This is a genomic window from Ancylobacter koreensis (genome assembly GCF_023016525.1).
GTDB classification, from domain to species: Bacteria; Pseudomonadota; Alphaproteobacteria; order Rhizobiales; family Xanthobacteraceae; genus Ancylobacter; species Ancylobacter koreensis.
Window position 1 is genome coordinate 1 of sequence record NZ_JALKCG010000009.1, and the last position, 19621, is coordinate 19621.

Consider the following 19621-nt stretch of genomic DNA (forward strand, 5'->3'; position numbering starts at 1 on the left):
GACCATCGGCTACGTCAGCCCGATGGAGTTCGAGCGGGACGTCGGATTAGCTTAACTGCGCGTCCACGAAACCGGCAGCAGGCCAATCGTCTCCGAGGTCAGCCCGGATTGGCCATAATGCGCCGGAAACAGTGCGGCAGCCAAGCCCTTCAGCGCCTCGGTGATCGCCTCGCGGGAGGGCGGCGGGCGCAAGCGCCCGCGATGGCGGATATTGTGGGTGACATCGCGCGACTGCCGCAGCGCCGCGACGATCTCATCAAGGTTCCAGCCAGCGCTAAGGGCTTCCCCGGAGTCTCTGGCCGGCGTCGCTGGTAGCCCGGCGAGGTCGCCAAGGGATGTCGAAGACCTCGCCCACCCGTCGATCCCTAAATCACCCACAGAAAACGCTCCCCTGCGCGACGGTCCGGCCGTCGGCTGACGGCATCAAAGGACTAGGGCAGATACATTCCACCGTTCACATGGATGGTCTGGCCGCTGGTAAAGCTGCCGGCGGGCAGGGCGAGGATGCGCACGAACTCGGCGACGTTGCGCGGCTCGCCTTCGTGCCCGACCAGCAGATGACCGCCGCCCGGGAACGCGCCGCCGGCGCCCGAGGTCGCCGAGCGGTTGCCGCCGATGCGCCCCGGGACGACGAGGTTGGCGGTGATGCCACGTTCGCCGAACTCAACCGCGAGCGCCTTGGTGAAGCCGACCAGTGCCGCCTTGGCGGTAGCGACATGGACGCGGTGGAACACGCCGGAATGCGCACTGACGCCGCCAATGGTGACGATGCGGCCGAAGCCGTGGCGAACCATGTGCGGGATCGCGGCACGGGTGACGAGGAAGGCGCCCTCGACGATCACCGAATTGATCTCGCGCCATGCGGCCAGGCTGATCTCGGCGAACGGCGTCTCGCGCCGGATGGCGGCGTTGTTGACGAGGATATCCAGACGGCCGTGGGCCGCGACGATTTCGTCGACGAGGCCCTGCGCCTGCGACTCATCGGTGATGTCGGCGAGCACCGTGCTGGCGCTGCCCCCGACCGCGCGGATCTCGTCGGCCACCGCCTCGATTTCGTCCCTGGACGTCTTGGCGTGGACCACGACATGGGCACCCTCTGACGCCAGCAGCAGTGCGCTTTCGCGGCCGATGCGACGGGCCGAGCCGGTGACGAGGGCGACCTTGCCGTCGAGAGGTTTGTTCTGGGGCGAACTCATCGTTTCGATTTCCTTTTGCGTCACAGCCGGAACTGCAGCGTGCCGTCGCGGCGCACTTGTTCGACCAGGTCGAGTTCCCACTGCAGATATTCCCGCATCGCCGCCTCACGGTCTTCGCGGCGCTCGAAGGATTTGAGCAGCACGTCATCGGTCCGGGAGGCGAGGTTCTCCGGCGTGGTCTCCAGCGGAAGGCCGGCCCTGCTCCAGGCGTCGGTGCCACCGGCCAGCAGCTTCACCACGGCACCGGTCGCCTGCGCCAGCTCGGCCACCGCGAGGCGTGCTATCACCTCGTCGGGCGAGGTGACGACGTAGAGCTTTGCTGCGGGCAGCTTCGACGCATCCGTCGCCAGCCGGCCGCGCACGGCGAACCACGCGCCGGGAATGTGGCCGGCGCGGTACTGCCGGCTGGTGGCGATATCCACCACGATGATGTCGCCCTGCGCCAGAAGCGCGGAGAGTTCGGCGGCGGTGACGGTCTCGGCGCTGGCTCCATCAAGACCGAGAACGATCTCCGGTGCGGCGCCGGTCTCGACGCGGCCCGTCGGGGCGTTCTCGTCGAGCACATAGACATTGGGGAAGCCGAGCCTCGCGAGCCACGCCGCCGTGCTGCGGGCCCGCACGCCGTCGCTGTCAGCCAGCACAATGCGCGCCGATCGCACGGCGATATAGGTGTCGGTGGCCTGCACCAGCTGGCCGCCGGGCGCCGAGAAGAAGCCCGGGCGATGGCCATGACGGTACTCGTCGGTGCCGCGCACGTCGAAGCGGTAGAGCGTGGTCTCGTCGCGCTCCGTCTCGAAGCGGGCGAGCGTCGCCGCGCCGATGGTCGGCACGTTGAGGCGCGTGGCCAGCGCCTCGGCGGCCTTGCGTGCCCAGTCATGGGTTCTGGGAGAGGGCTTTGGTGCGATCTGGTCCTGGCCGCGCGCGACGTCCAGGCCCGCCAGATGCCAGCCCTGTGTGCCGTCCTTGAGTGACACCACGCGGTTGGGCAGGCTGGCGTCGATCAATATCTGAGCGCCGATGATCGAGCGGGTGCGTCCGCCGCAATTCACCACCACCAGCGTCTCGTCGGACGGAATGACCTCGCGGGCACGCAGCACCAGCTCGGCGCCGGGGCAATCGATGGCGCCGGGAATGGTGATCCAGTTGTACTCGTCATAAGGCCGGCTATCGAGTAGCACGATGTCCTCGCCAGCGGCGCGGCGGGCCTGCAGTTCGTGCGCGTCGATATGCGGGGTCGCGTACTCCACCTCGACGAACTCGGCGAAGGCCTTGCTCGGCACATAGACGCCGGCGAACAGCTCGAAGCCGGCGCTCTTCCATGCCGGTACGCCGCCGCGCAGGATCGACACGTCGTCATAGCCATGCGCGCGAAGCAGGCCGGCGGCGCGGGTGGCCAGCGTCTCTTCGTCATCCACCAGCACGATCGGGGTGGCGCGGCGCGGCACCAGCGCCGGGACGATGCGCTCGAAGCGGGAGATCGGAGTGTTCGAGGCGGTCAGGATGTGCGCGCTGGCGAACACGCCTTCCTCGCGCACGTCGAGCAGGGCGATCTCGGTGTCACCGGAGAGGGTGGCATGCAGGGTGGCGGCGTCGATGCGGGGAAAGTTGGCGCTCATCTTGTTCTCAACCTGGTGGGAGAAAGGCGCCTCCCGTTCGGGAAGGGCCTGCGGCCAATCACTGGCGGTTGAAGACCGCGTCGAACTGCTCGAGGAACTTCGTCGAGGCCTCGCCGCCGATATCCTGGTCCGCGACAATGATCTTCAGGTCGGCGAGCTTGGGCAGGCCTTCCGGCGTCTTCGCGTCGGGATGGGTCGGGATGTAGGAGCCGGTATTGGCGACGAGTTCCTGACCCTCGGCGCTGGTCAGCACCTCTTCCAGCAGCTTGGCTGCCGTGGGGTTCGGGCCGCCCTTGAAGATGGCGAGGTAGTTCTCGTTGGTGACCACGCCATCCTCTAGGATGTAGGCCTCGATGCTCTGGCCCTTCTCCTTTGCGGTGATGACGTTCTGCGACGAGATCAGCGGCGACAGATCACGCTCGCCCGCCACCAGCAGGCGCACCGATTCCGCATTGCCGCGCGTGAACAGGAAATCCTGCTTGGCGAAGCCCTTGATGGTGTCCCAGGTGATGATCTTGTGGGCCAGAAGCGTCTGGAACCAGGTGAGCTGCGAGGCCGCCGACTGCGGGTCGGAGAACACGATCTTGCCCTTCCACTTCGGGTCGAGGAAGTCGGCGATCTTCTTCGGCAGTACCGATTTGTCGGGGAAGGCCTTGGGGTTGTAGGCGGCGGACAGCAGCGTCGCGGCGGTGGCGAGGTAGGCGCCGTCGGCATCCTTGTAGTTGCCGCCGATCTTGCCGAAGTCGCGCACCTTGTAGGGCGTGAGGTAGCCGCGCTTCTTCCAGTCGTCGAGAATGAAGCGCTGGCTGATGAACACCACGTCCGGATTGGTGCGCCCCGCCGCCTTTTCCGCCTCGATGGTAGGGATCAGGTCGAGCGTCTGCTTCTGTACGATGTTGAGCTTCACATCAGGGAAGTTCTTGCGCCAGAACTCCAGCACCTGGGTGCTCGTTTCCTGCCGGTACGATGTGTAGAACACCACCGAGCCTTCCTTCTTCGCGGCCTCATAGAGGTCCTTGAAGCGCTCCGGTAGCGTGTCGGCGCGGGCAGGGGCGAACGAGGTGGCGAGCGAGCCCGCGATTAGCAGCGCGGCGGCTGCGCCCTTAAGCAGGGTTCTCTTATTGAGGGGCATTTCAGTCTCCTAGGGTCAAATGATTAGGCGGCGGCAGACGTTTTCGCAGCCGTATGCTCGGCTGCGGCGTCGATCGCCTTGGTGTGCTTGTGGTGACGATCGGGGCGCTTGAGCCCGAGATGCTCGCGCAGGGTCCGGCCCTCATAATCGGTACGGAACAGGCCGCGCCGGCGCAGTTCGGGCAGCACCAGTTCGATGAAGTCGGTGAGGCCGCCTGGCAGGTAGGGCGGCATGACGTTGAAGCCGTCGGCGCCCTCGTTGAGGAAGCGCTCCTCCATCTTGTCGACGATCTGCTCCGGCGTGCCGATCACCTGCCAATGGCCGCGCGCGCCGGCGACCCGTAGGCCGAGCTGCAGGATCGACAGCCCCTCGCGCTGGGCGAGTTCCAGCAGCAGCACCTGCCGGCTCTGCGCGGCATTGGTGACCGGGATGCCGGTGGGCAGCGGGCCGTCCAGCGGGAGATGGCGCAGCGGGATGCCGAGGCGATGCTCAAGGATGGAGAGCGCGACATCCGGGTGGATGAGGTTCTGCAGTTCCTCGAACTTCGCCTGTGCTTCCGCCTCGGTGCGGCCGACCACCGGGAAGATGCCCGGCATGATCTTGACGTCGTCCGGGGAACGCCCGGCGGCGACGGCGCGGGCCTTCACGTCGCGGTAGAACGCCTGCGCGTCGGCAAGGGTTTGCTGCGCGGTGAAGACGACCTCGGCGGAGGCACCGGCCAACGCCTTGCCGGCCTCCGACGAGCCGGCCTGCACCAGCACCGGCCAACCCTGCGGCGAGCGCGGAATGTTGAGCGGCCCACGCACGCCAAAATACTCGCCGCGATGATCGAGGCTGTAGACCTTGTCGGGATCGAAGAAGACGCCGCTGTCCTTGTCGCGGACGAAGGCGTCGTCCTCCCATGAGTCCCACAGCCCCTCGGTGACTGCGAGGAACTCGGTAGCGCGGCGGTAGCGCTCGTCGTGCGGGGGATGGCGGTCGCGGCCGAAATTATAGGCCTCACCCTCATTGCCCGAGGTGACGAGGTTCCAGCCGGCGCGCCCGCCGCTGATATGGTCGATGGAGGCGAATTTGCGGGCCAGCGTGTAGGGCTCGTTATAGGTGGTGGAGGCGGTCGCCACGAGACCGATCCGCTCGGTGACGGCCGCCAGTGCGCCGAGCAGCGTCAGCGGCTCGAACTGCGCCACGTAATGGGTGGAGAAGCGCGCCAGCGCGCCCCAGTCCTCGCCGCGAGCTCCGGCGCTGTCGGCCAGGAACAGCATATCGAACTTGGCGGCCTCGGCCGCCTGCGCGATCTCGGCGTAATGCTTGAAGTTGATGCCGGCATCGGCCTGCGCCTCCGGGTGGCGCCAAGCGGCGGCGTGGTGGCCGGTGGGGTAGAGAAAGGCGCCGAGCGCCATCTGCTTGGTCATGGGAAACCTCAGGCGGCTGTGAGTTCGGAGGGGAGGGCGGCGGGCTGCTGTGCGGCGGCGTCCTTGCCGGCGATCTGGCCGGTGACGAAGCATTCCGCGAGATTGCCGGCGCCGAGATAGAGAAAGCCCCAGATGCTGCCGAGCTCGCCGGCCTCATAGAGCCCGGGAATCGGCTCGCCATGGGCGTTGAGTACGCGCTGGCGGGCGTCATGCGCCGGGCCGCCTTGGGTGTTGCTGACCACCGGCCACAGCTCGCCGACATAGAAGGGCGGGTTCTTCACGGGGAACAGCGAGCCAGCCGGGCGGTTGTGGTCGCCGTCCGTGCCGGCCTCGACCGCCGCATTCCAGCGCGCGAGGCTCGCCGCGACCGTGGCGGGATCGGCATCGATCAGCGCGGCGAGTTCGTTGATGCTGTCGGCGCGCTTCAGGATGCCGTTGCCGACCTCCTTCAAATTATCGTCGCTCCACTCATAGGGCTCGACCGAGCGATCATTGATCACTGTCTGGCCGAGCGGGTAGAGCTTGCGTCCGTCCTCATCCACCACAAGGAAGGCGGGGATGCGCGGGAAGCGCTGCGACTGCGCGTCATACTGGTCGAGCGGCCGGTGGCCGGTGTCCTGGATATAGGGCTGGTACTCGTTCATGAAGCGCCGGCCCTGGCGATCCAGCACGATCCAGGACATGCGCACGTCCGGCTCCTGCAGCTGCGGCGTCCAATCCGGCAGTTTCTTGACCCGAAGGCCATAGGGATAGGCCGGGTCGGTGTGGCGGAAGCCATAGGAACCGTGGAAGTGCCACATGTGCCAAAGGTCGGCGCCGGCGGCCTGCGCCATGCGGATGCCGTCGCCGGTATTTCCACGCGTGGCGACCGGAAGGACCGGGCGGATCTGCCAGTATTTGCGCTGCAGATCGGGCGCGGCCTCGAAGCCGCCGGAGGCGAGGATGACGCCGCGCCGTGTGCCGATGCGCTTCACCTCGCCATTGGAGCAGATGATGGCGCCAAGCACTTCCCCGTTGGCGCCGAGGATCAGCCGTTCGGCGGCCGTATCGAGGCGTGTCTCGATGCCGCGCGCCCGGACATTGTCGTGCACCAGCTTGAACACGTTCGGCCCGCGCAGCCGGCCCCGCACCTGCGGGTACTCAGTACGCGCATCGAAGCCGGGGATGGATAGCACCTCCACCGTGCCGAAGGCGTCGTTGCCCGTGAACGGGTAGTTGGCAATTCGGCGGTGTACGGCGATCTCGGCGCCGTTCACCTTGGCGAGGTCGCGGAAATAGGGCTCCAGCTCGGCCATGCCGGAAGCGACCGCATCGAGCACGTCACCCGGCACGTCGGGGCCAACCGTCTCGCGCAGATAGGCGCGGGCGCCGTCGCGCTCGACGATGGTGCGAATGCCGCCGCCGGCGCAGATCGAGATGCCGCCGGGATCGGGCTGCTTCTCGATCAGCAGCACACGCGCGCCGGCATCATGGGCGGCGATCGCCGAGGCGCCGCCGGCAAAGCCGAAGCCGACGACGAGCACGTCCCAGACTTCGTCGAAGGGCGGGGTGGATGTGTTGACAGGCATGGCGGGCATTCCGGCTAGCTGACCACGGCCGTCTTCTTCCGCGAGAAGAAGCGGATGAGGCCGAGGATGGAGAGACTGACAGTGACGATGACGACCGAGAGCGCGGCGGCGAGCTCGATGGCGCCGTCCTCGATGAACTGGATTACCACGGTGGGCATGACCTGCGTGTCCGCCTGAGAGAGGATGGCGGACATCGACAGCTCGCGCAGGCTGAGCGAGAACACCAGCACCCAGGCGATGCCGACCGCGCCGCGCACCAGCGGGAAGGTCACGTCGCGCACGCTGCGCAGCCAGCCGGCGCCGGAGATGCGCGCGGCCTCCTCCAGGTCGGTGGAGAGCTGTTGGATGCCGTTGCGCACCAGCACGAAGGCGATCGGCAGCAGCTTGCCGGCATAGGCGATGAGGATGAGCGTCAGCGTGCCGTAGAACAGGTTGACGTAGCCCATCAGGATTCCCACCGCATAGGCGATGGAGGGAAAGCCGTAGGCGATCATGACCAGGAAGGTGATGGCCTCGCGGCCGAAGAACCTCACCCGCTCCACCACCCAGCCGAGCACCAGCCCGAGCCCGGCGCAGACGGTCGCGGTGGCGAGCGCCAGCAGCAGGCTGTTGATGATCGAGCCGCGCGCGACGAAGTCAGGGTCGAAGATCAGCGCGTAATGCTTGGTGACGAGGTTGCTCAGGGTAATGTCGGCACCGAACGAGGACAGCACCGAGAGCAGCAGCAGCGCGCCGATGGGCAGCACGGCGGTGGCGAATATCACGACGATGCAGAAGCCGGCCGCCACCCAGCGCCAGCGGCCGAGCGTGGTGATCTGGTCGGAGGTCGCCTTGCCGGTGAGGGTGCGGAAGTTTTCCGCCCGCACGGCGTATTTCTGGATCAGCAGGCTGACGGCGGTGAACACCATGATCGGCATCGCCACTGCCGCCGCGTAATTGAACTGCGGAGGGAATTTCAGCAAATCGTAGATCTTGGTGGTGATGACCGAGAAGTTGGCCATCGTGCCGATGGCCGCCGGCGCGCCGAAGGACGACAGCGCGTCCAGCATCACCAGGATGACGGCAGACAGGATCGCCGGCCGCACTAAAGGCAGCGTGATGGTGAGCGTGGTGCGCAGCCGGCCCGCGCCGAGCACCCGCGCGGCCTGCTCGTTGCTGGCGTCCACATTGTTGAGCGCTGCGCTGACCGCGAAGAACACCAGCGGGTAGACGCCGATGATCTCGATGAAGACCAGGCCGCCAAAGCTCATAATGTTGAACGGCGCCTGGGTGAAGCCCAGATACTCGACGGCCAGCTTGTTGAGATAGCCGGAGTTCGGCGCGGCGAGGAAAATCCACGACACTACCGAGATGAAGGACGGGATGACGAAGGAGATGCCGGCCGCCAGAGTCACCAGAATCTTGCCGGGTGCATCGGTGCGCGCCACGATCCAGGCGAGCGGAATGCCGAGCGCGCAGGCACCTGCCGTCACCAGGCCGACCAGCATGGTGGAGTTCACCGTCGCCGCCCACATGCCGCGCCGGTTGAACGCCTTCTCGAACGTGTCGAAGGTCAGGTTTCCCTGCGCATCAATGACGCTGTAGCCGATGAGCAAGGCGAGCGGATAGGCGATGAGCGCCAGCAGGATGAAGATTGCACAGCCGATGACGAGAAGCTTCACCGGCTGGATGCCGGACAGTCTCTGCAGCAGCGGGGCCCCGTCCTGTACATCATGCGGGTCGTCGGTGAAGAGGGTCGCGCTGCTCATGCCACCACCCAGGCGCTGTCCGGGCGGAACCACAGCCGGGCGCGGTCGTCCGTGAAGGTGCCGGGCGTGCGCGACTGCACGCGTAAGGGGGTGTCGTTGGCGGTGAGCTGAAGTTCGTAGCGGCTGCCGAGGAACGCTGCCGACACGAACCGCACATCGAGGCCGGTCTGCTGGTCGGGCTTTTCCGGGCGGTCGAAACGGATGTCCTCGGGGCGCAGTAGCAATGTTGCGTGCTGTCCGGGCGCTGCGGTGGCGAGCCAGCCGGCCGATGCGCGCGCCGTGGCGATGTCGCCGGCGTAGAGTGCCACTGACACCCGGCCGGCGGCGCGATCCACCGTGACGACTGTTCCTTCCAGCAGGTTGGCGGTGCCGACGAAGTTGCCGACGAAGCGGCTGGCGGGGGTGCGGTAGACCTCTTCCGGGGTGCCGACCTGCTCGATGCGGCCCTTGTTCATCACCACGACCCGGTCGGCGAGCACCAGCGCCTCGTCCTGGTCGTGGGTGACGTAGAGCGTGGTGATGCCGATGCGCTTTTGCAGCGCTCGCAGCTCAAAGCGCATCTCCTGCCGCAGCGAGGCGTCGAGGTTGGAGAGCGGTTCGTCGAGCAGCAGCAGGGTCGGCTTGGTGGCGAGTGCCCGCGCCAGCGCGACGCGCTGCTGCTGGCCGCCGGAGAGTTCCGAGGGGTAGCGCCTGGCGAGATCGCCGAGCTGCACCAGATCGAGCACGGCAGCGACCTCGCGGTCGATTTCCGCGCGCTTCCCGCCGGCGACCACGAGGCCGTAGCCGACATTCTCCGCCACCGTTTTGTGCGGCCACACCGCATAGGTCTGGAACACCATGCCGAGGCGCCGCTTTTCCGGCGGCAGCGCGAAGGAGGCGTTGGAGGCGAGTGTGCCGTCGAGATGGATCTCGCCGCCTTCCGGCTGCAGGAAGCCCGCCACCATGCGCAATGTCGTGGTCTTGCCGCAGCCGGAGGGGCCGAGCAGCACCACGCTTTCGCCGGGCGCCACTTGCAGATCGATACCGTTCACGGCCGCCGTATCACCGAGCCGCTTGCGCAGATCGCGCAATTCCAGCCGCGGAGGCTGAGCGGTCGCAACGGGGGCATCGGGCACGATGCCGGTGGCAGGCGAATAAAAGTTCATGGCGAACTCCGGGTACGCGTCGTCTTGAGGATGGTTCAGGCCGAGCGGGCGTAGCGGCTCTCGGGGCGGGTCAGGCCGTAATGCTCGCGCAGGCTGCGGCCGGTGTAGTCGCGGCGGAACAGCCCGCGGGCCTGCAGGATCGGCACGACCTCGTCGACGAAGGCGCTGAGCCCGCCCGGCATGAAGGCCGGCATGATGTTGAAGCCGTCGGCCGCGCGCTGCTCGACCCAGAGCTGAATATGGTCGGCGACCGCTTTCGGCGTGCCGGCCAGCACCTTGTGGCCGCGACCGCCGGCAAGGCGGCGCAGCAACTGGCGCAGCGTCGGCTTTTCGCGCTCGACGATGTTGAGAATGACCTGCGAGCGGCTCTGCGCACCCTGCACCGTCTCCGGGCGTGGGAACGCCTCGATCGGGATGCGCTCGTCCAGTGGGAAGACGCTGAAGTCGAAGCCGTCGAAACGCTGCGAGAGATGCTTGAGGCCGACCACGGGCAGGGTGAGGTCGTCGAGTTCCTCTTCCAGCGCGCGGGCCTCGGCTTCAGTCGAGCCGAGGATCGGCGACAGGCCGGGCAAGATCTTGATGCCGTCCGGGTCGCGGCCGAACGCCAAGGCGCGGCGCTTCACATCGGCATAGAAGCCCTGCGCTTCGCCGAGATCCTGCTGCGCGGTGAAGATCGCCTCGGCATAGCGGGCGGCGAAGCCACGGCCCTCATCGGAGGAGCCGGCCTGCACCAGCACCGGGTTGCCCTGCGGCGAGCGCGGTATGTCGAGCGGCCCGCGGACCCGGAACGCCTCGCCCTGATGGCCGATGGCGTGGATGCGGGCGGTGTCGGCATAGATGCCGAGCGTGCGGTCCAGCACGCGGGCGTCGTCCTCCCAGCTGTCCCACAGCTTGCGCACCACCTCGACATATTCGGTGGCGCGGCGGTAGCGGTCGGTGTGCGAATTGCGCTGGTCGAGCCCGAAATTGCCGGCCGCCTCGGCCGACCAGGAGGTGACGATGTTCCAGCCGGCGCGGCCGCCGCTGATATGGTCGAGCGAGGCGAATTGCCGGGCGAGATTATAGGGTTCCGAATAGGTGGTGGAGGCGGTGGCGATCAGGCCGATATGCGAGGTTGAACCCGCCAGCGCCGAGAGCAGCGTCAGGGGCTCCAGCTTGCCTTGCGCCACATGCTTCACGCTGCGGCCGATAGCGAGCTGGTCGGCGAGGAACAGCGAGTCGAACTTGCCGCGCTCGGCGATCGCCGCGATCTCGCGGTAATAATCGACATCGGTCAGGCGCTCGGGCTGTGATCCGCTGTAGAGCCAAGACGCCTCGTGATGGCCGGTAGTCGGCACGAAGACGTTGAGGTGGATGTGCTTGTTCGTCACGGCAGTCGTCCTGAGAACGCTCAATCGAGCTTGATGTTGGCGGCCCTGATGGCGCGGCTGTAGTTCTCGAAATCGCTGCGCACCGCGGCATCGCCTTCGGCGGCGGTTGACGCGACGACGGTGAAGCCCTGGCCTTCGAGGAAGCTTTTCACCTCGGGTGCGTTCAGTGCGGCAACGAAGTCGCGGTTAATCTTCTCGACCAGCGGGCGCGGGGTCTTGGCGGAGACGAAAAAGCCCTGCCAGGTCTCGATGTTGAAATCCTTGATGCCCTGCTCCTGGAAGGTCGGAACATCGGGCAGGGCAGCCGAGCGCTTGGCGGTGCTGACGCCGATGGGCACCAGTCGGCCGGCGCGCACATGCTCGGTAACGGCGGCAAGTGTGATGATCACCGCGTCGATATGGCCACCAAGCAGGTCGGTCACCGCCGGGGCGCCGCCCTTGTAGGGGATGAAGGTGTATTTGGTGCCGGTGAGTTGGCCGAGCAGCTCGTGGCCGATGTGATGGGCCCCGCCATTGGACGGCGTGCCAACCGTGAGCGTTCCGTCCTTCTCGCGGGCGAGCTTCAGATATTCATCGAGGTTCTTCACGCCGAGCGAGGGGCGGACCACCAGGATTTGCGGATTAGACACTGCCTTGGTGACGGTCGAAAGATCCTTGATCAGGTCGCTCTTCAGCTCCGTGCCGAAGAAGATGGCGTTGAGCGGCACCTTGTCGCCGCCGACCACGATGGAGAGTCCGTCCGGCTTGCCCTGCGCGATCTGCTCCAGCCCGATATTGCCGTTGGAGCCGGCGACGTTCTCGACGATGGGGTCCTTGCCCCAGATTTTTCCGAGCTCGCGGGCCACCGTCCGGGTCAGCGCGTCGGCGCTGGCGCCGGCCGACGAGGTGACGACGATGCGCACCTGGGACTGCGGGTATTTCGACACGTCCACCTCGTCGGCGGAAGCGGGGATGAGCGTCAGTGCCAGTGCGGCGCCGGCTAATAGACTGAAAACACCATTCATCGCTGAGAACCTCCGTAATTCGGCACGATCCTAAATTGACATTTCCAATTGTCGATAGAAAATATGGACTAATGAGTTTGGAGATTGCCAGTGCCCCTTAATCGCGACGTTCTCACCGCCGGCCTCGCCACCGCCTTTGCCTTGACTCTGCTGGCTTTCGGCAGCCATCTCCCGGTGGGAACGGCGGTGCGCATGGGCCCCGGATTCATTCCCCGTGCCGTGGCCATCAGCCTGCTCGTGGTCGCCGTGCTCATCCTGATCAAGGCGTTGCTTGCCCGGCGCGGGCTCTCGGACGATGCCGCGCCGGAAGCACCGATTCACTGGCGTGGGGCAGCCAGCATCAGCTTCGGCGTGCTGACGTTCGCGCTGCTGATCCAGCCGATCGGCCTGCTGGCCAGCGCCACGGCGACGGTGTTTTTCTCATCGCTCGCGCAGCACAGCGATGGCTGGACGGAGCGCGTGATCCTTGCCGGCTCGCTTGCCGCCATTGCCGGGGCGGTGTTCGCCTATGGGCTTGGCCTGCCTCTGCCGATCCTGCCGAACTTCCTGTGATGGAACTTCTCGGTCATCTCGCGCTCGGCTTCGATGTCGCGCTTTCCTGGCAGAATCTTCTGCTGTGCCTGATCGGCGTGCTGTTGGGCACGCTGGTCGGTGTTCTGCCAGGCATCGGGCCGGCGACCACGATCGCCATCCTGCTCCCGGTGACTTTTGAGCTGCCGGCCGTTGGCGCTCTCATCATGCTGGCCGGCATCTATTACGGCGCGCAATATGGCGGCTCGACCACGGCGATCCTCGTCAACATGCCCGGCGAGTCGTCCGGTATCATCACCGCGCTGGACGGCCACCAGATGGCCAAGCAGGGCCGCGCGGGAGTGGCGCTGTCGATTGCCGCCATCGGCTCGCTGTTCGCCGGCACGGTCTCGACCTTCTTCATCGCCGGATCGGCCTCGACGCTCTCCGAGCTCGGCCTGATGTTCGGGCCGGCGGAGAATGTTGCGCTGATGGTGCTCGCCATCGTCGCGGTCATCGTCATGGGCAAGGGCTCGGTGCTGAACGGGCTGGTGATGGTACTGATCGGCCTGTCGCTCGGGCTGATCGGCACCGATGTCGAGACCAGCAAGGCACGTTTCACCTTCGGCATTCAGGAACTGCGCGACGGCATCGATTTCATCCCGTTGGCGATGGGGCTGTTCGGCATCTCCGAAATCCTGCGCACGCTGGAGACGCCGGGCGACAGCACCATTCTGCACAACAAGATTTCCGGGCTGTGGCCGAAATGGGCGGACCTCAAAGCCTCGGCTCTGCCGATCCTGCGCGGCACCGGCGTTGGCACGGTGCTCGGCATCCTGCCGGGAAGCGGCACGCTGCTTGCCTCGTTCACCGCCTACATGCTGGAAAAGAAGATTTCCCGCACGCCGGAACGCTTCGGCAAGGGCGCGATCGAAGGGCTCGCCTCCCCGGAGAGTGCCAACAATGCTGCGGCGCAGACCTCCTTCGTGCCGATGCTCACCCTCGGCATGCCTTCCGGTGCGGTGACGGCGCTGATGATCGGCGCCATGACCATCCATGGTATCTCGCCGGGGCCGCAGGTGGTGACGCAGCGCCCGGATCTCTTCTGGGGGCTGGTGTGTTCGATGTGGATCGGCAACGCGATGCTGCTGATCATCAACCTGCCGCTGATCGCCATCTGGGTGTCGATCCTGCGCATCCCCTACAGGCGGCTGGTGCCGGCGATCATCCTGTTCTGCTGCATCGGCGCCTACAGCGTGAACAACTCAACTTTCGATGTGGTCGTGCTGTTCGCCGCCGGGCTGTTCGGTTACGCGTTGTCGCGGCTGGATTGCGACCCGACGCCCCTGCTGCTCAGCTTCATCATCGGGCCTATGCTGGAAGAGAATTTCCGCCGCGCCATGCTGGTCGCGCACGGCAACCCGATGACGTTTGTCGAAAAGCCGATCAGCCTGACGCTACTGCTGGCGACGGCTGCCCTACTGGTGGTGGCGGTCCTGCCCTCGGTGCGCAAGCGTCGCGAGGAGGTGTTCGTGGAGTGAGGAGAACGGACGTCCATGACCGTCGTCACGATCCGGCATAGGATGCTGCCCGGATCCTTTCCGTTCAGTACCGAGTACCAAACATGACGTTCAGCCCGACCATCGATCCCATCTCCCCCGCCTTGCGCGACCTTCTTGCCCCTGGCGGCGTACTTCGCGCCGGCATAAATCTCTCGAACTTTCTGCTGGTCTCGAACCGCGATGCGCAAGGTTCGCCGATCGGGGTGTCGCCCGACATGGCCGGCGCTATCGCCAACCACCTCGGGGTCAGGCTGCAATTGGTACCGTACGAGTCGCCCAGTCTTCTGGCCGACGCGGCATTGCGCGACGAATGGGATATCGGGCTGATCGGGGCCGAGCCGCAGCGAGCTGAAGTGATCAGCTTCACCCCATCCTATGTGGAGATCGAGGCGACCTATTTGGTCCCCGAAGGCTCAACGTTGCAAAGCACGGGGGACGTCGATGCGCCGGGTCTTCGCATCGCGGTGACGGGGCGCACCGCCTATGGGCTCTGGCTCGACCGCAACATCCGGCGCGCCACGCTGGTGCGCTCCTCGACCATGGACCAGGCGCGGGCGGATTTTGCCGAGCAAGGGCTCGACGCGCTCGCTGGGCTTCGACCGCGGTTGATCGCGGATCAGGCGTTGCTTCCCGGGTCGACCCTATTGCCGGGGCGCTTCATGGCGGTGCAGCAGGCGATCGGTACGCCAAAGGCGAAAGCCGCGGCGCTCGCCCACCTCACGAGGTTCATTGAGGCCGCCAAGAGCTCTGGCTTCGTCGCCGAACTGATCCACAGGCACCGTGTGCAGGGACTGAGCGTCTCCGCTGCGTGACGGCGAAGCGCGGGCGCGCGTTGTGGCGGAACCGCGTCACCGCTAATGGGCCGGAAGGTCTGCAGTGCTCACTGCGTCAGCAGGCTCGCGATGAACTGGCGCGTGCGCTCCTTAATCGGATTCGCGAACAGCGCGCGGGCCGGGCCGGTCTCGACGATGTGGCCGCCGTCCAGAAACGCGACTTCGCCGGCGATATTGGCCGCGAGCCGCAGGTCATGGGTCGCTATCAGCATGGTGGTGCCCTCGCGCGCCAGTTGCGCGATGACTTCCACCACCTCCTCGGCAAGCTCCGGGTCGAGCGCGGAGGTCGGCTCGTCGCACAGCAGTACTTTCGGCGCCGGGGCGAGAGCGCGCGCGATCGCCACGCGCTGCTGCTGGCCGCCGGACAGCTGCGCCGGCCAGGCGTCGGCCTTGTGGGCGAGGCCGACCTTGTCGAGCAGCTCCAGCGAGCGGGCCCGGGCCTTCGCCTCCGGCCATTTCAGCACCGTGACGAGGCTCTCCATGACATTGCCCAGCGCGGTGCGGTGCGGGAATAGCTGGAAGTTCTGGAACACCATGCCGGTCTGGCGCCGCACCCGCAAAATCGCGTCGCGCTCCGGCCGCTTGCCGGGCACGAATGTTACACGGTCCCCGCCAATGACCAGCTCGCCGGCCTGCGGGATTTCCAGCAGGTTCACGCAGCGCAGCAGCGTGCTTTTGCCCGAGCCGGACGGGCCGATCAGCGCGGTGACACTGCCCTCGGCAATTCTAAGGCTGACGGATTTGAGGACGGAGAGCTCGCCGAAGCTCATCTCGATGTCGGTGAGCGCAATCATGACGACGCTTTCACGAAGCCGCCATAGCGTCCGAAATGGCCCTCCAGCCGCACCTGCAGGGCGGAGAGCACCGAAGACAGCGCCAGATAGATCAGCGCGGCCTCGATATAGATGATCAGCGGCTCATAGCTGGTGGCAACGATGCGCTGCGCCGCCTGGAACAGCTCCGGCACTGTCACGGCGGCGGCCAGCGAGGTGTCCTGAGACCCTTTTCTCCTCCGGCTTAGACAAGAGTCCGAGGGTTGATTTGTGGCCTCAGGCGGCCGCGGTTTCCAGTGCGATTGTTGCCGCGAACTCGGCAGGGGATCGATTGCCGAGAGCTGAATGGGGGCGGTTCACATTGTAGTCCTCCCTCCATGAGGCGATGGCGGCACGGGCCTGACCAAGGTTCGAGAACAGGGTCTCGTTCAGGCACTCGTCCCGGAAGCGACCGTTGAAGCTTTCGACGAAGCCGTTCTGCATCGGCTTGCCGGGAGCGATGTCGTGCCATTCGACGCCAGTCTGCTGGCACCATTTGAGAACTGCCATCGAGGTCAGTTCGGTGCCATTGTCCGACACGATGGTCGAAGGCTTGCCCCGAACAGCCATGACCGCGTCCAGCTCGCGTGTCACCCGAAGGCCCGAGAGCGAGGTGTCGGCGACCAGCGCCAGGCACTCCCGGCTGAAGTCGTCGACCACGGCCAGCACCCGGAAACGCCGTCCGTCCGTGAAGGCATCCGACACGAAGTCGAGGTTCCAGCGGACATTGATCCGATCCGGCACCAGGATGGGACGCCTCGTACCGAGCGCTCGCTTGCGTCCTCCGCGGCGGCGGACCTGAAGCTTCTTCTCCCGATACAGCCGGCGCAGCTTCTTCTAGTTCATGACGATACCCTGGCTTCAGCATGATGTGGATCCGCCGCCTTACGGCAATTGCAGGCAATTGCCTGCCGGCCAAGGGATAGCCGAAGCGGCGGCGCTCGCCCGCCACGGCCCGCATGGCCTCCCGCAGACTGGCATCGTAGTAACGGATGCTGCGGTAACGCACGCTGGTGCGATCGACGCCCAGCGCCTTGCACGCCCGACGCTGGCTCACCCCGTGCGCCGCACAGGCATGAGCCACGGCTTTGCGCCTCGCATCGGGCGTCACCATTTTGAGCTGACATCCCTCAGGATCGCGTTGTCGAGCATCTGTTCCGCCAGCAGCTTCTTCAGCCGCGCATTCTCCTCCTCAAGCGCCTTCAGCCGCCGGGCATCGGACACGCCCATGCCGCCGAACTTAGCCTTGAACTTGTAGAAGGTCGCCGAGGAGATGCCGTGCTTGCGGCAGACGTCAGCGGTCTTAGCGCCCGCCTCCTGCTCCTTCAGCATCCCGATGATCTGTTCCTCTGTGAACCGTGAGGCTCGCATCGTCCGTCTCCATGATCGACGGACTCTACCTAAATCTGCAGGAGGATCAGGGTCTCAGGTCAGCGCGGCCCGGCTCAGATGCGATACATTAGGTCGATGTCGGCATTCTCGGCATAGGTCATCATGTCTTTCCGCCACATGCGGTGGAGAATATCCGACATCGCGTCCTGCACCTTGGTCATGGTGATACGCACTGCACAGGAGCCAACATCGCGGCAATCCTGGCAGGGCACATAGGCACTCTTGCTGGCACAGCCGATTGGCGCCAGGGGCCCGTCGAGCACGCGAATGATGTGCCCGACCCGGATGTCGGAGATGGAGCGCGCAAGCGTATAGCCACCGCCCGACCCCTCGCGCGAGCGTAGCATTCCAGCATGGCGCAGATCGAGCAGAATGGCATCCAGGAATTTCTTGGGAATGCTATTGGCGTCGGCAATTTCCTGTCCGCCCAAACTGGTGCCCGGCGCTTGCGCCGCCAGGTGCAGCACCGCCTTGAGGCGATACTTGCCCCGGTTCGTCAGGGTAGATGATCCGTCCTCAAAGCCTGCTGGGGCGCATACCACATATGCCGAGCGCTCCCAGATGTGCCAGTAATGGGGCAGATGTTCAATCGAGCGAGTTTGGTGACGCAGAGAGGACCTTGCTGCGGTGCGCCAACTCTCAGGCTTCTTGTCCCCAGCGCTGCACGGTCAGACGGTTGAGCGTGGAGAAGACCAGGCTCTCGACGGCCAACCCGATTAGAATCACGGTCAGCAAGCCGGCGAAGACATTGGCGGTTTCGAGCTGAGAGCGGTTGACGAAGATGAACCAGCCGAGGCCACCCTCTCGCGCACTCGCCCCGAACACCATTTCGGCTGCGATCAGCGTACGCCAGGCGAAGGCCCAGCCGAGGCGCAGTCCCGACAGGATGGACGGTAGCGCAGCGGGAATCAGCAGCCCGACGACATAGGACGGGCCGGTGAGCCCGATGTTGCGTCCCGCCATGCGCAGCGTCGGCGGCACGGCGCGAAAGCCCGCGTGACAGGCGAGCGCCAAGGGCCAGAGCACTGAATGGACGATGACGAAGACGAGGCTGGAGGCGCCGACACCGAACCACAGCAGCGCCACGGGAAGAAGAGCGATCGCGGGCAGCGGATTGAACATCGCCGTCAGCAGCCCCAGCAGGCTCTCGCCCCAGCGGCTCAGCGCGGCCAGCGCGGTGATGATCGCGGCGACGCCAATGCCGATGCCGTAGCCGGTGAGCAGGATGCCGAGCGAGGCGCGCACCCGCTCGGGAAGTTCGCCGTTGCGCAGGTTCTCCCACAAGGCCACCAAGGTCTCCAGAAAGCTTGGCAGCAGAAGCGAGTTTCCCAGCCAGCGGGCATAGGACTCCCAGATCAGGGCAAGTCCCACGAGGATGACGAGACGGCGTGCGCGGGGTCCCAAGGTGAAAGGGGCGGGGCGGGCGGACGTCGAGAGGGTGCTTTCAGACATTGTGAGTAACCTCGAGGCGGGGACGAGCGTCCGTCCTGGCCGCTAGACTGGCGGCGGATTTTGCCTCCGGCAGCGCCGCGCCGAAGATGCGCTGCTGGATCTCCATCTCCAACCGTCCGAAATCGGGGGTGCCCCGCTGCCGCGCTGCATCGGGCACGGAATATTCCGCCCCGATCCGGCCGGGATGCGGCGTCATGACCAGTACGCGGGTGCCCACATGCAGCGCCTCGTCGATGGCGTGGGTGACGAAAAGGCAGGTGGCGCCGGTCTCCTCGCACAGGTCCAGCAGCTCGTCCTGCATGCGCCGCCGAGAGAGCGCGTCGAGCGCAGCAAAGGGTTCGTCCATCAGCAGGATCGCCGGCTGCACGGCGAAAGCACGGGCGATGGCGCAGCGCTGTTTCATACCGCCTGACAAGGTGTGCGGATAGGCATCGGCAAAGCCGCCGAGACCGACGCGTCCCGCCCAGTCGCGCGCGCGTTCAAACGATTCAGCCCGACCTAGGCCACGGGCGCGGCGAAGGGCAAAGGCAATGTTCCCCGCCACCGTCCGCCAGGGCAGAAGCTGGTCGAATTCCTGGAACACCACCATGCGGTCGGGTCCCGGCGCGCGCACCGGCGCGCCATGGAGCCTGATTTCGCCGGAACTGGTCTTGAGGAAGCCGGCCACGGCGCGCAGCAGCGTGGACTTGCCGCAGCCCGAGGGGCCGAGCAAAGCCAGTCGCTCGCCGGCGCCGATGGTGAAGGACACATCCTCTACCGCCGTGACCGTTCCGGCATCGGTTTGGTAGCGCAGAGTAACGTGCTCCACCGCCAGCGGCGGCGGGCCACCGGCCGCCGGCTGGTTCTGCGGCGGGAGCCAACCCACCGGC

The 19621-nt window shown here is 66.1% G+C and carries 17 protein-coding genes and 2 pseudogenes; 3 read left to right on the forward strand and 16 right to left on the reverse strand.

Translation table 11 applies throughout. The features are described from left to right. Nucleotides 1-51: 51 nt before the first annotated feature. From MWN33_RS17220 to MWN33_RS17265, 10 genes are read right to left on the reverse strand one after another with little or no spacing between them, the layout of a single operon-like run. On the reverse strand, nt 52-378 hold the full coding sequence (locus tag MWN33_RS17220) for a hypothetical protein (protein WP_247202285.1): 327 nt from the start codon (nt 376-378) through the stop codon (nt 52-54). A gap of 53 nt (nt 379-431) precedes the next feature. After that, a complete protein-coding gene (locus MWN33_RS17225; RefSeq protein WP_247202286.1) occupies nt 432-1196 on the reverse strand; it encodes an SDR family NAD(P)-dependent oxidoreductase in 765 nt (254 codons plus the stop codon). A gap of 20 nt (nt 1197-1216) precedes the next feature. Then, nucleotides 1217-2812 carry a rhodanese-like domain-containing protein gene (locus MWN33_RS17230; protein ID WP_247202287.1) on the reverse strand — a complete coding sequence of 532 codons (1596 nt, stop codon included), beginning with the start codon at nt 2810-2812 and terminating at the stop codon, nt 1217-1219. Between the two features lie 58 nt (nt 2813-2870). Then, nucleotides 2871-3944, reverse strand: coding sequence for an ABC transporter substrate-binding protein (locus tag MWN33_RS17235; protein ID WP_247202288.1), 1074 nt, complete (start codon nt 3942-3944; stop codon nt 2871-2873). A 23-nt stretch (nt 3945-3967) separates the two neighbouring features. After that, nucleotides 3968-5356 carry an LLM class flavin-dependent oxidoreductase gene (locus MWN33_RS17240; protein ID WP_247202289.1) on the reverse strand — a complete coding sequence of 463 codons (1389 nt, stop codon included), beginning with the start codon at nt 5354-5356 and terminating at the stop codon, nt 3968-3970. Between the two features lie 8 nt (nt 5357-5364). Next, the gene (locus tag MWN33_RS17245) at nt 5365-6924 is read right to left on the reverse strand and encodes an FAD-dependent oxidoreductase (protein WP_247202290.1); all 1560 of its coding nucleotides are present in this window, start codon (nt 6922-6924) and stop codon (nt 5365-5367) included. A gap of 14 nt (nt 6925-6938) precedes the next feature. Then, nucleotides 6939-8672, reverse strand: coding sequence for an ABC transporter permease (locus MWN33_RS17250; protein WP_247202291.1), 1734 nt, complete (start codon nt 8670-8672; stop codon nt 6939-6941). After that, on the reverse strand, nt 8669-9817 hold the full coding sequence (locus tag MWN33_RS17255; RefSeq protein ID WP_247202292.1) for an ABC transporter ATP-binding protein: 1149 nt from the start codon (nt 9815-9817) through the stop codon (nt 8669-8671). Before MWN33_RS17255 ends, MWN33_RS17250 begins: the two co-directional genes overlap by 4 nt. 35 nt (nt 9818-9852) lie before the next feature. After that, nucleotides 9853-11187, reverse strand: a complete 1335-nt coding sequence (locus MWN33_RS17260; RefSeq protein ID WP_247202293.1) for an LLM class flavin-dependent oxidoreductase — start codon at nt 11185-11187, stop codon at nt 9853-9855. A gap of 20 nt (nt 11188-11207) precedes the next feature. After that, nucleotides 11208-12191 (reverse strand): Bug family tripartite tricarboxylate transporter substrate binding protein, encoded by a 984-nt coding sequence (locus tag MWN33_RS17265; protein WP_247202294.1) that lies wholly within the window; start codon nt 12189-12191, stop codon nt 11208-11210. A gap of 90 nt (nt 12192-12281) precedes the next feature. Between MWN33_RS17265 and MWN33_RS17270 the strand changes: the two genes are divergently transcribed. The 3 genes from MWN33_RS17270 (at nt 12282) to MWN33_RS17280 (ending at nt 15075) form a co-directional block, all read left to right on the forward strand. Continuing rightward, nucleotides 12282-12743 (forward strand): tripartite tricarboxylate transporter TctB family protein, encoded by a 462-nt coding sequence (locus MWN33_RS17270; protein ID WP_247202295.1) that lies wholly within the window; start codon nt 12282-12284, stop codon nt 12741-12743. Continuing rightward, nucleotides 12743-14242 (forward strand): tripartite tricarboxylate transporter permease, encoded by a 1500-nt coding sequence (locus MWN33_RS17275; protein WP_247202296.1) that lies wholly within the window; start codon nt 12743-12745, stop codon nt 14240-14242. Before MWN33_RS17270 ends, MWN33_RS17275 begins: the two co-directional genes overlap by 1 nt. A gap of 83 nt (nt 14243-14325) precedes the next feature. Beyond that, nucleotides 14326-15075, forward strand: a complete 750-nt coding sequence (locus MWN33_RS17280) for a transporter substrate-binding domain-containing protein (protein WP_247202297.1) — start codon at nt 14326-14328, stop codon at nt 15073-15075. Between the two features lie 68 nt (nt 15076-15143). On the opposite strand, the gene MWN33_RS17285 is transcribed toward MWN33_RS17280, so the two are convergent. The 6 genes and pseudogenes from MWN33_RS17285 to MWN33_RS17310 form a co-directional block, all read right to left on the reverse strand. Beyond that, on the reverse strand, nt 15144-15890 hold the full coding sequence (locus tag MWN33_RS17285; RefSeq protein WP_247202298.1) for an amino acid ABC transporter ATP-binding protein: 747 nt from the start codon (nt 15888-15890) through the stop codon (nt 15144-15146). Then, nucleotides 15887-16093, reverse strand: a pseudogene (locus MWN33_RS17290) (cysteine ABC transporter permease); the annotation flags it as partial. The gene MWN33_RS17285 and the pseudogene MWN33_RS17290, both read right to left, overlap by 4 nt. 52 nt (nt 16094-16145) lie before the next feature. Beyond that, nucleotides 16146-17279, reverse strand: a pseudogene (locus MWN33_RS17295) (IS3 family transposase). A 74-nt stretch (nt 17280-17353) separates the two neighbouring features. Further along, the gene (locus MWN33_RS17300) at nt 17354-17842 is read right to left on the reverse strand and encodes an RrF2 family transcriptional regulator (RefSeq protein ID WP_247202299.1); all 489 of its coding nucleotides are present in this window, start codon (nt 17840-17842) and stop codon (nt 17354-17356) included. Nucleotides 17843-17939: 97 nt separating this feature from the next. Continuing rightward, a complete protein-coding gene (locus tag MWN33_RS17305; RefSeq protein WP_247202300.1) occupies nt 17940-18752 on the reverse strand; it encodes an ABC transporter permease in 813 nt (270 codons plus the stop codon). Further along, on the reverse strand, nt 18745-19617 hold the full coding sequence (locus MWN33_RS17310; RefSeq protein ID WP_247202301.1) for an ABC transporter ATP-binding protein: 873 nt from the start codon (nt 19615-19617) through the stop codon (nt 18745-18747). The genes MWN33_RS17305 and MWN33_RS17310 overlap by 8 nt, the downstream gene beginning before the upstream one ends. Nucleotides 19618-19621: the final 4 nt, after the last annotated feature.

Bases quoted from the DNA above. Each gene is read 5' to 3' on its own strand.
- MWN33_RS17265 (WP_247202294.1), bottom strand. From the start codon at position 12,191: ATGAATGGTGTTTTCAGTCTATTAGCCGGCGCCGCACTGGCACTGACG.
- MWN33_RS17245 (WP_247202290.1), bottom strand. From the start codon at position 6,924: ATGCCTGTCAACACATCCACCCCGCCCTTCGACGAAGTCTGGGACGTG.
- MWN33_RS17225 (WP_247202286.1), bottom strand. From the start codon at position 1,196: ATGAGTTCGCCCCAGAACAAACCTCTCGACGGCAAGGTCGCCCTCGTC.
- MWN33_RS17255 (WP_247202292.1), bottom strand. From the start codon at position 9,817: ATGAACTTTTATTCGCCTGCCACCGGCATCGTGCCCGATGCCCCCGTT.
- MWN33_RS17240 (WP_247202289.1), bottom strand. From the start codon at position 5,356: ATGACCAAGCAGATGGCGCTCGGCGCCTTTCTCTACCCCACCGGCCAC.
- MWN33_RS17285 (WP_247202298.1), bottom strand. From the start codon at position 15,890: ATGATTGCGCTCACCGACATCGAGATGAGCTTCGGCGAGCTCTCCGTC.
- MWN33_RS17305 (WP_247202300.1), bottom strand. From the start codon at position 18,752: ATGTCTGAAAGCACCCTCTCGACGTCCGCCCGCCCCGCCCCTTTCACC.
- MWN33_RS17280 (WP_247202297.1), top strand. From the start codon at position 14,326: ATGACGTTCAGCCCGACCATCGATCCCATCTCCCCCGCCTTGCGCGAC.
- MWN33_RS17250 (WP_247202291.1), bottom strand. From the start codon at position 8,672: ATGAGCAGCGCGACCCTCTTCACCGACGACCCGCATGATGTACAGGAC.
- MWN33_RS17275 (WP_247202296.1), top strand. From the start codon at position 12,743: ATGGAACTTCTCGGTCATCTCGCGCTCGGCTTCGATGTCGCGCTTTCC.
- MWN33_RS17235 (WP_247202288.1), bottom strand. From the start codon at position 3,944: ATGCCCCTCAATAAGAGAACCCTGCTTAAGGGCGCAGCCGCCGCGCTG.
- MWN33_RS17230 (WP_247202287.1), bottom strand. From the start codon at position 2,812: ATGAGCGCCAACTTTCCCCGCATCGACGCCGCCACCCTGCATGCCACC.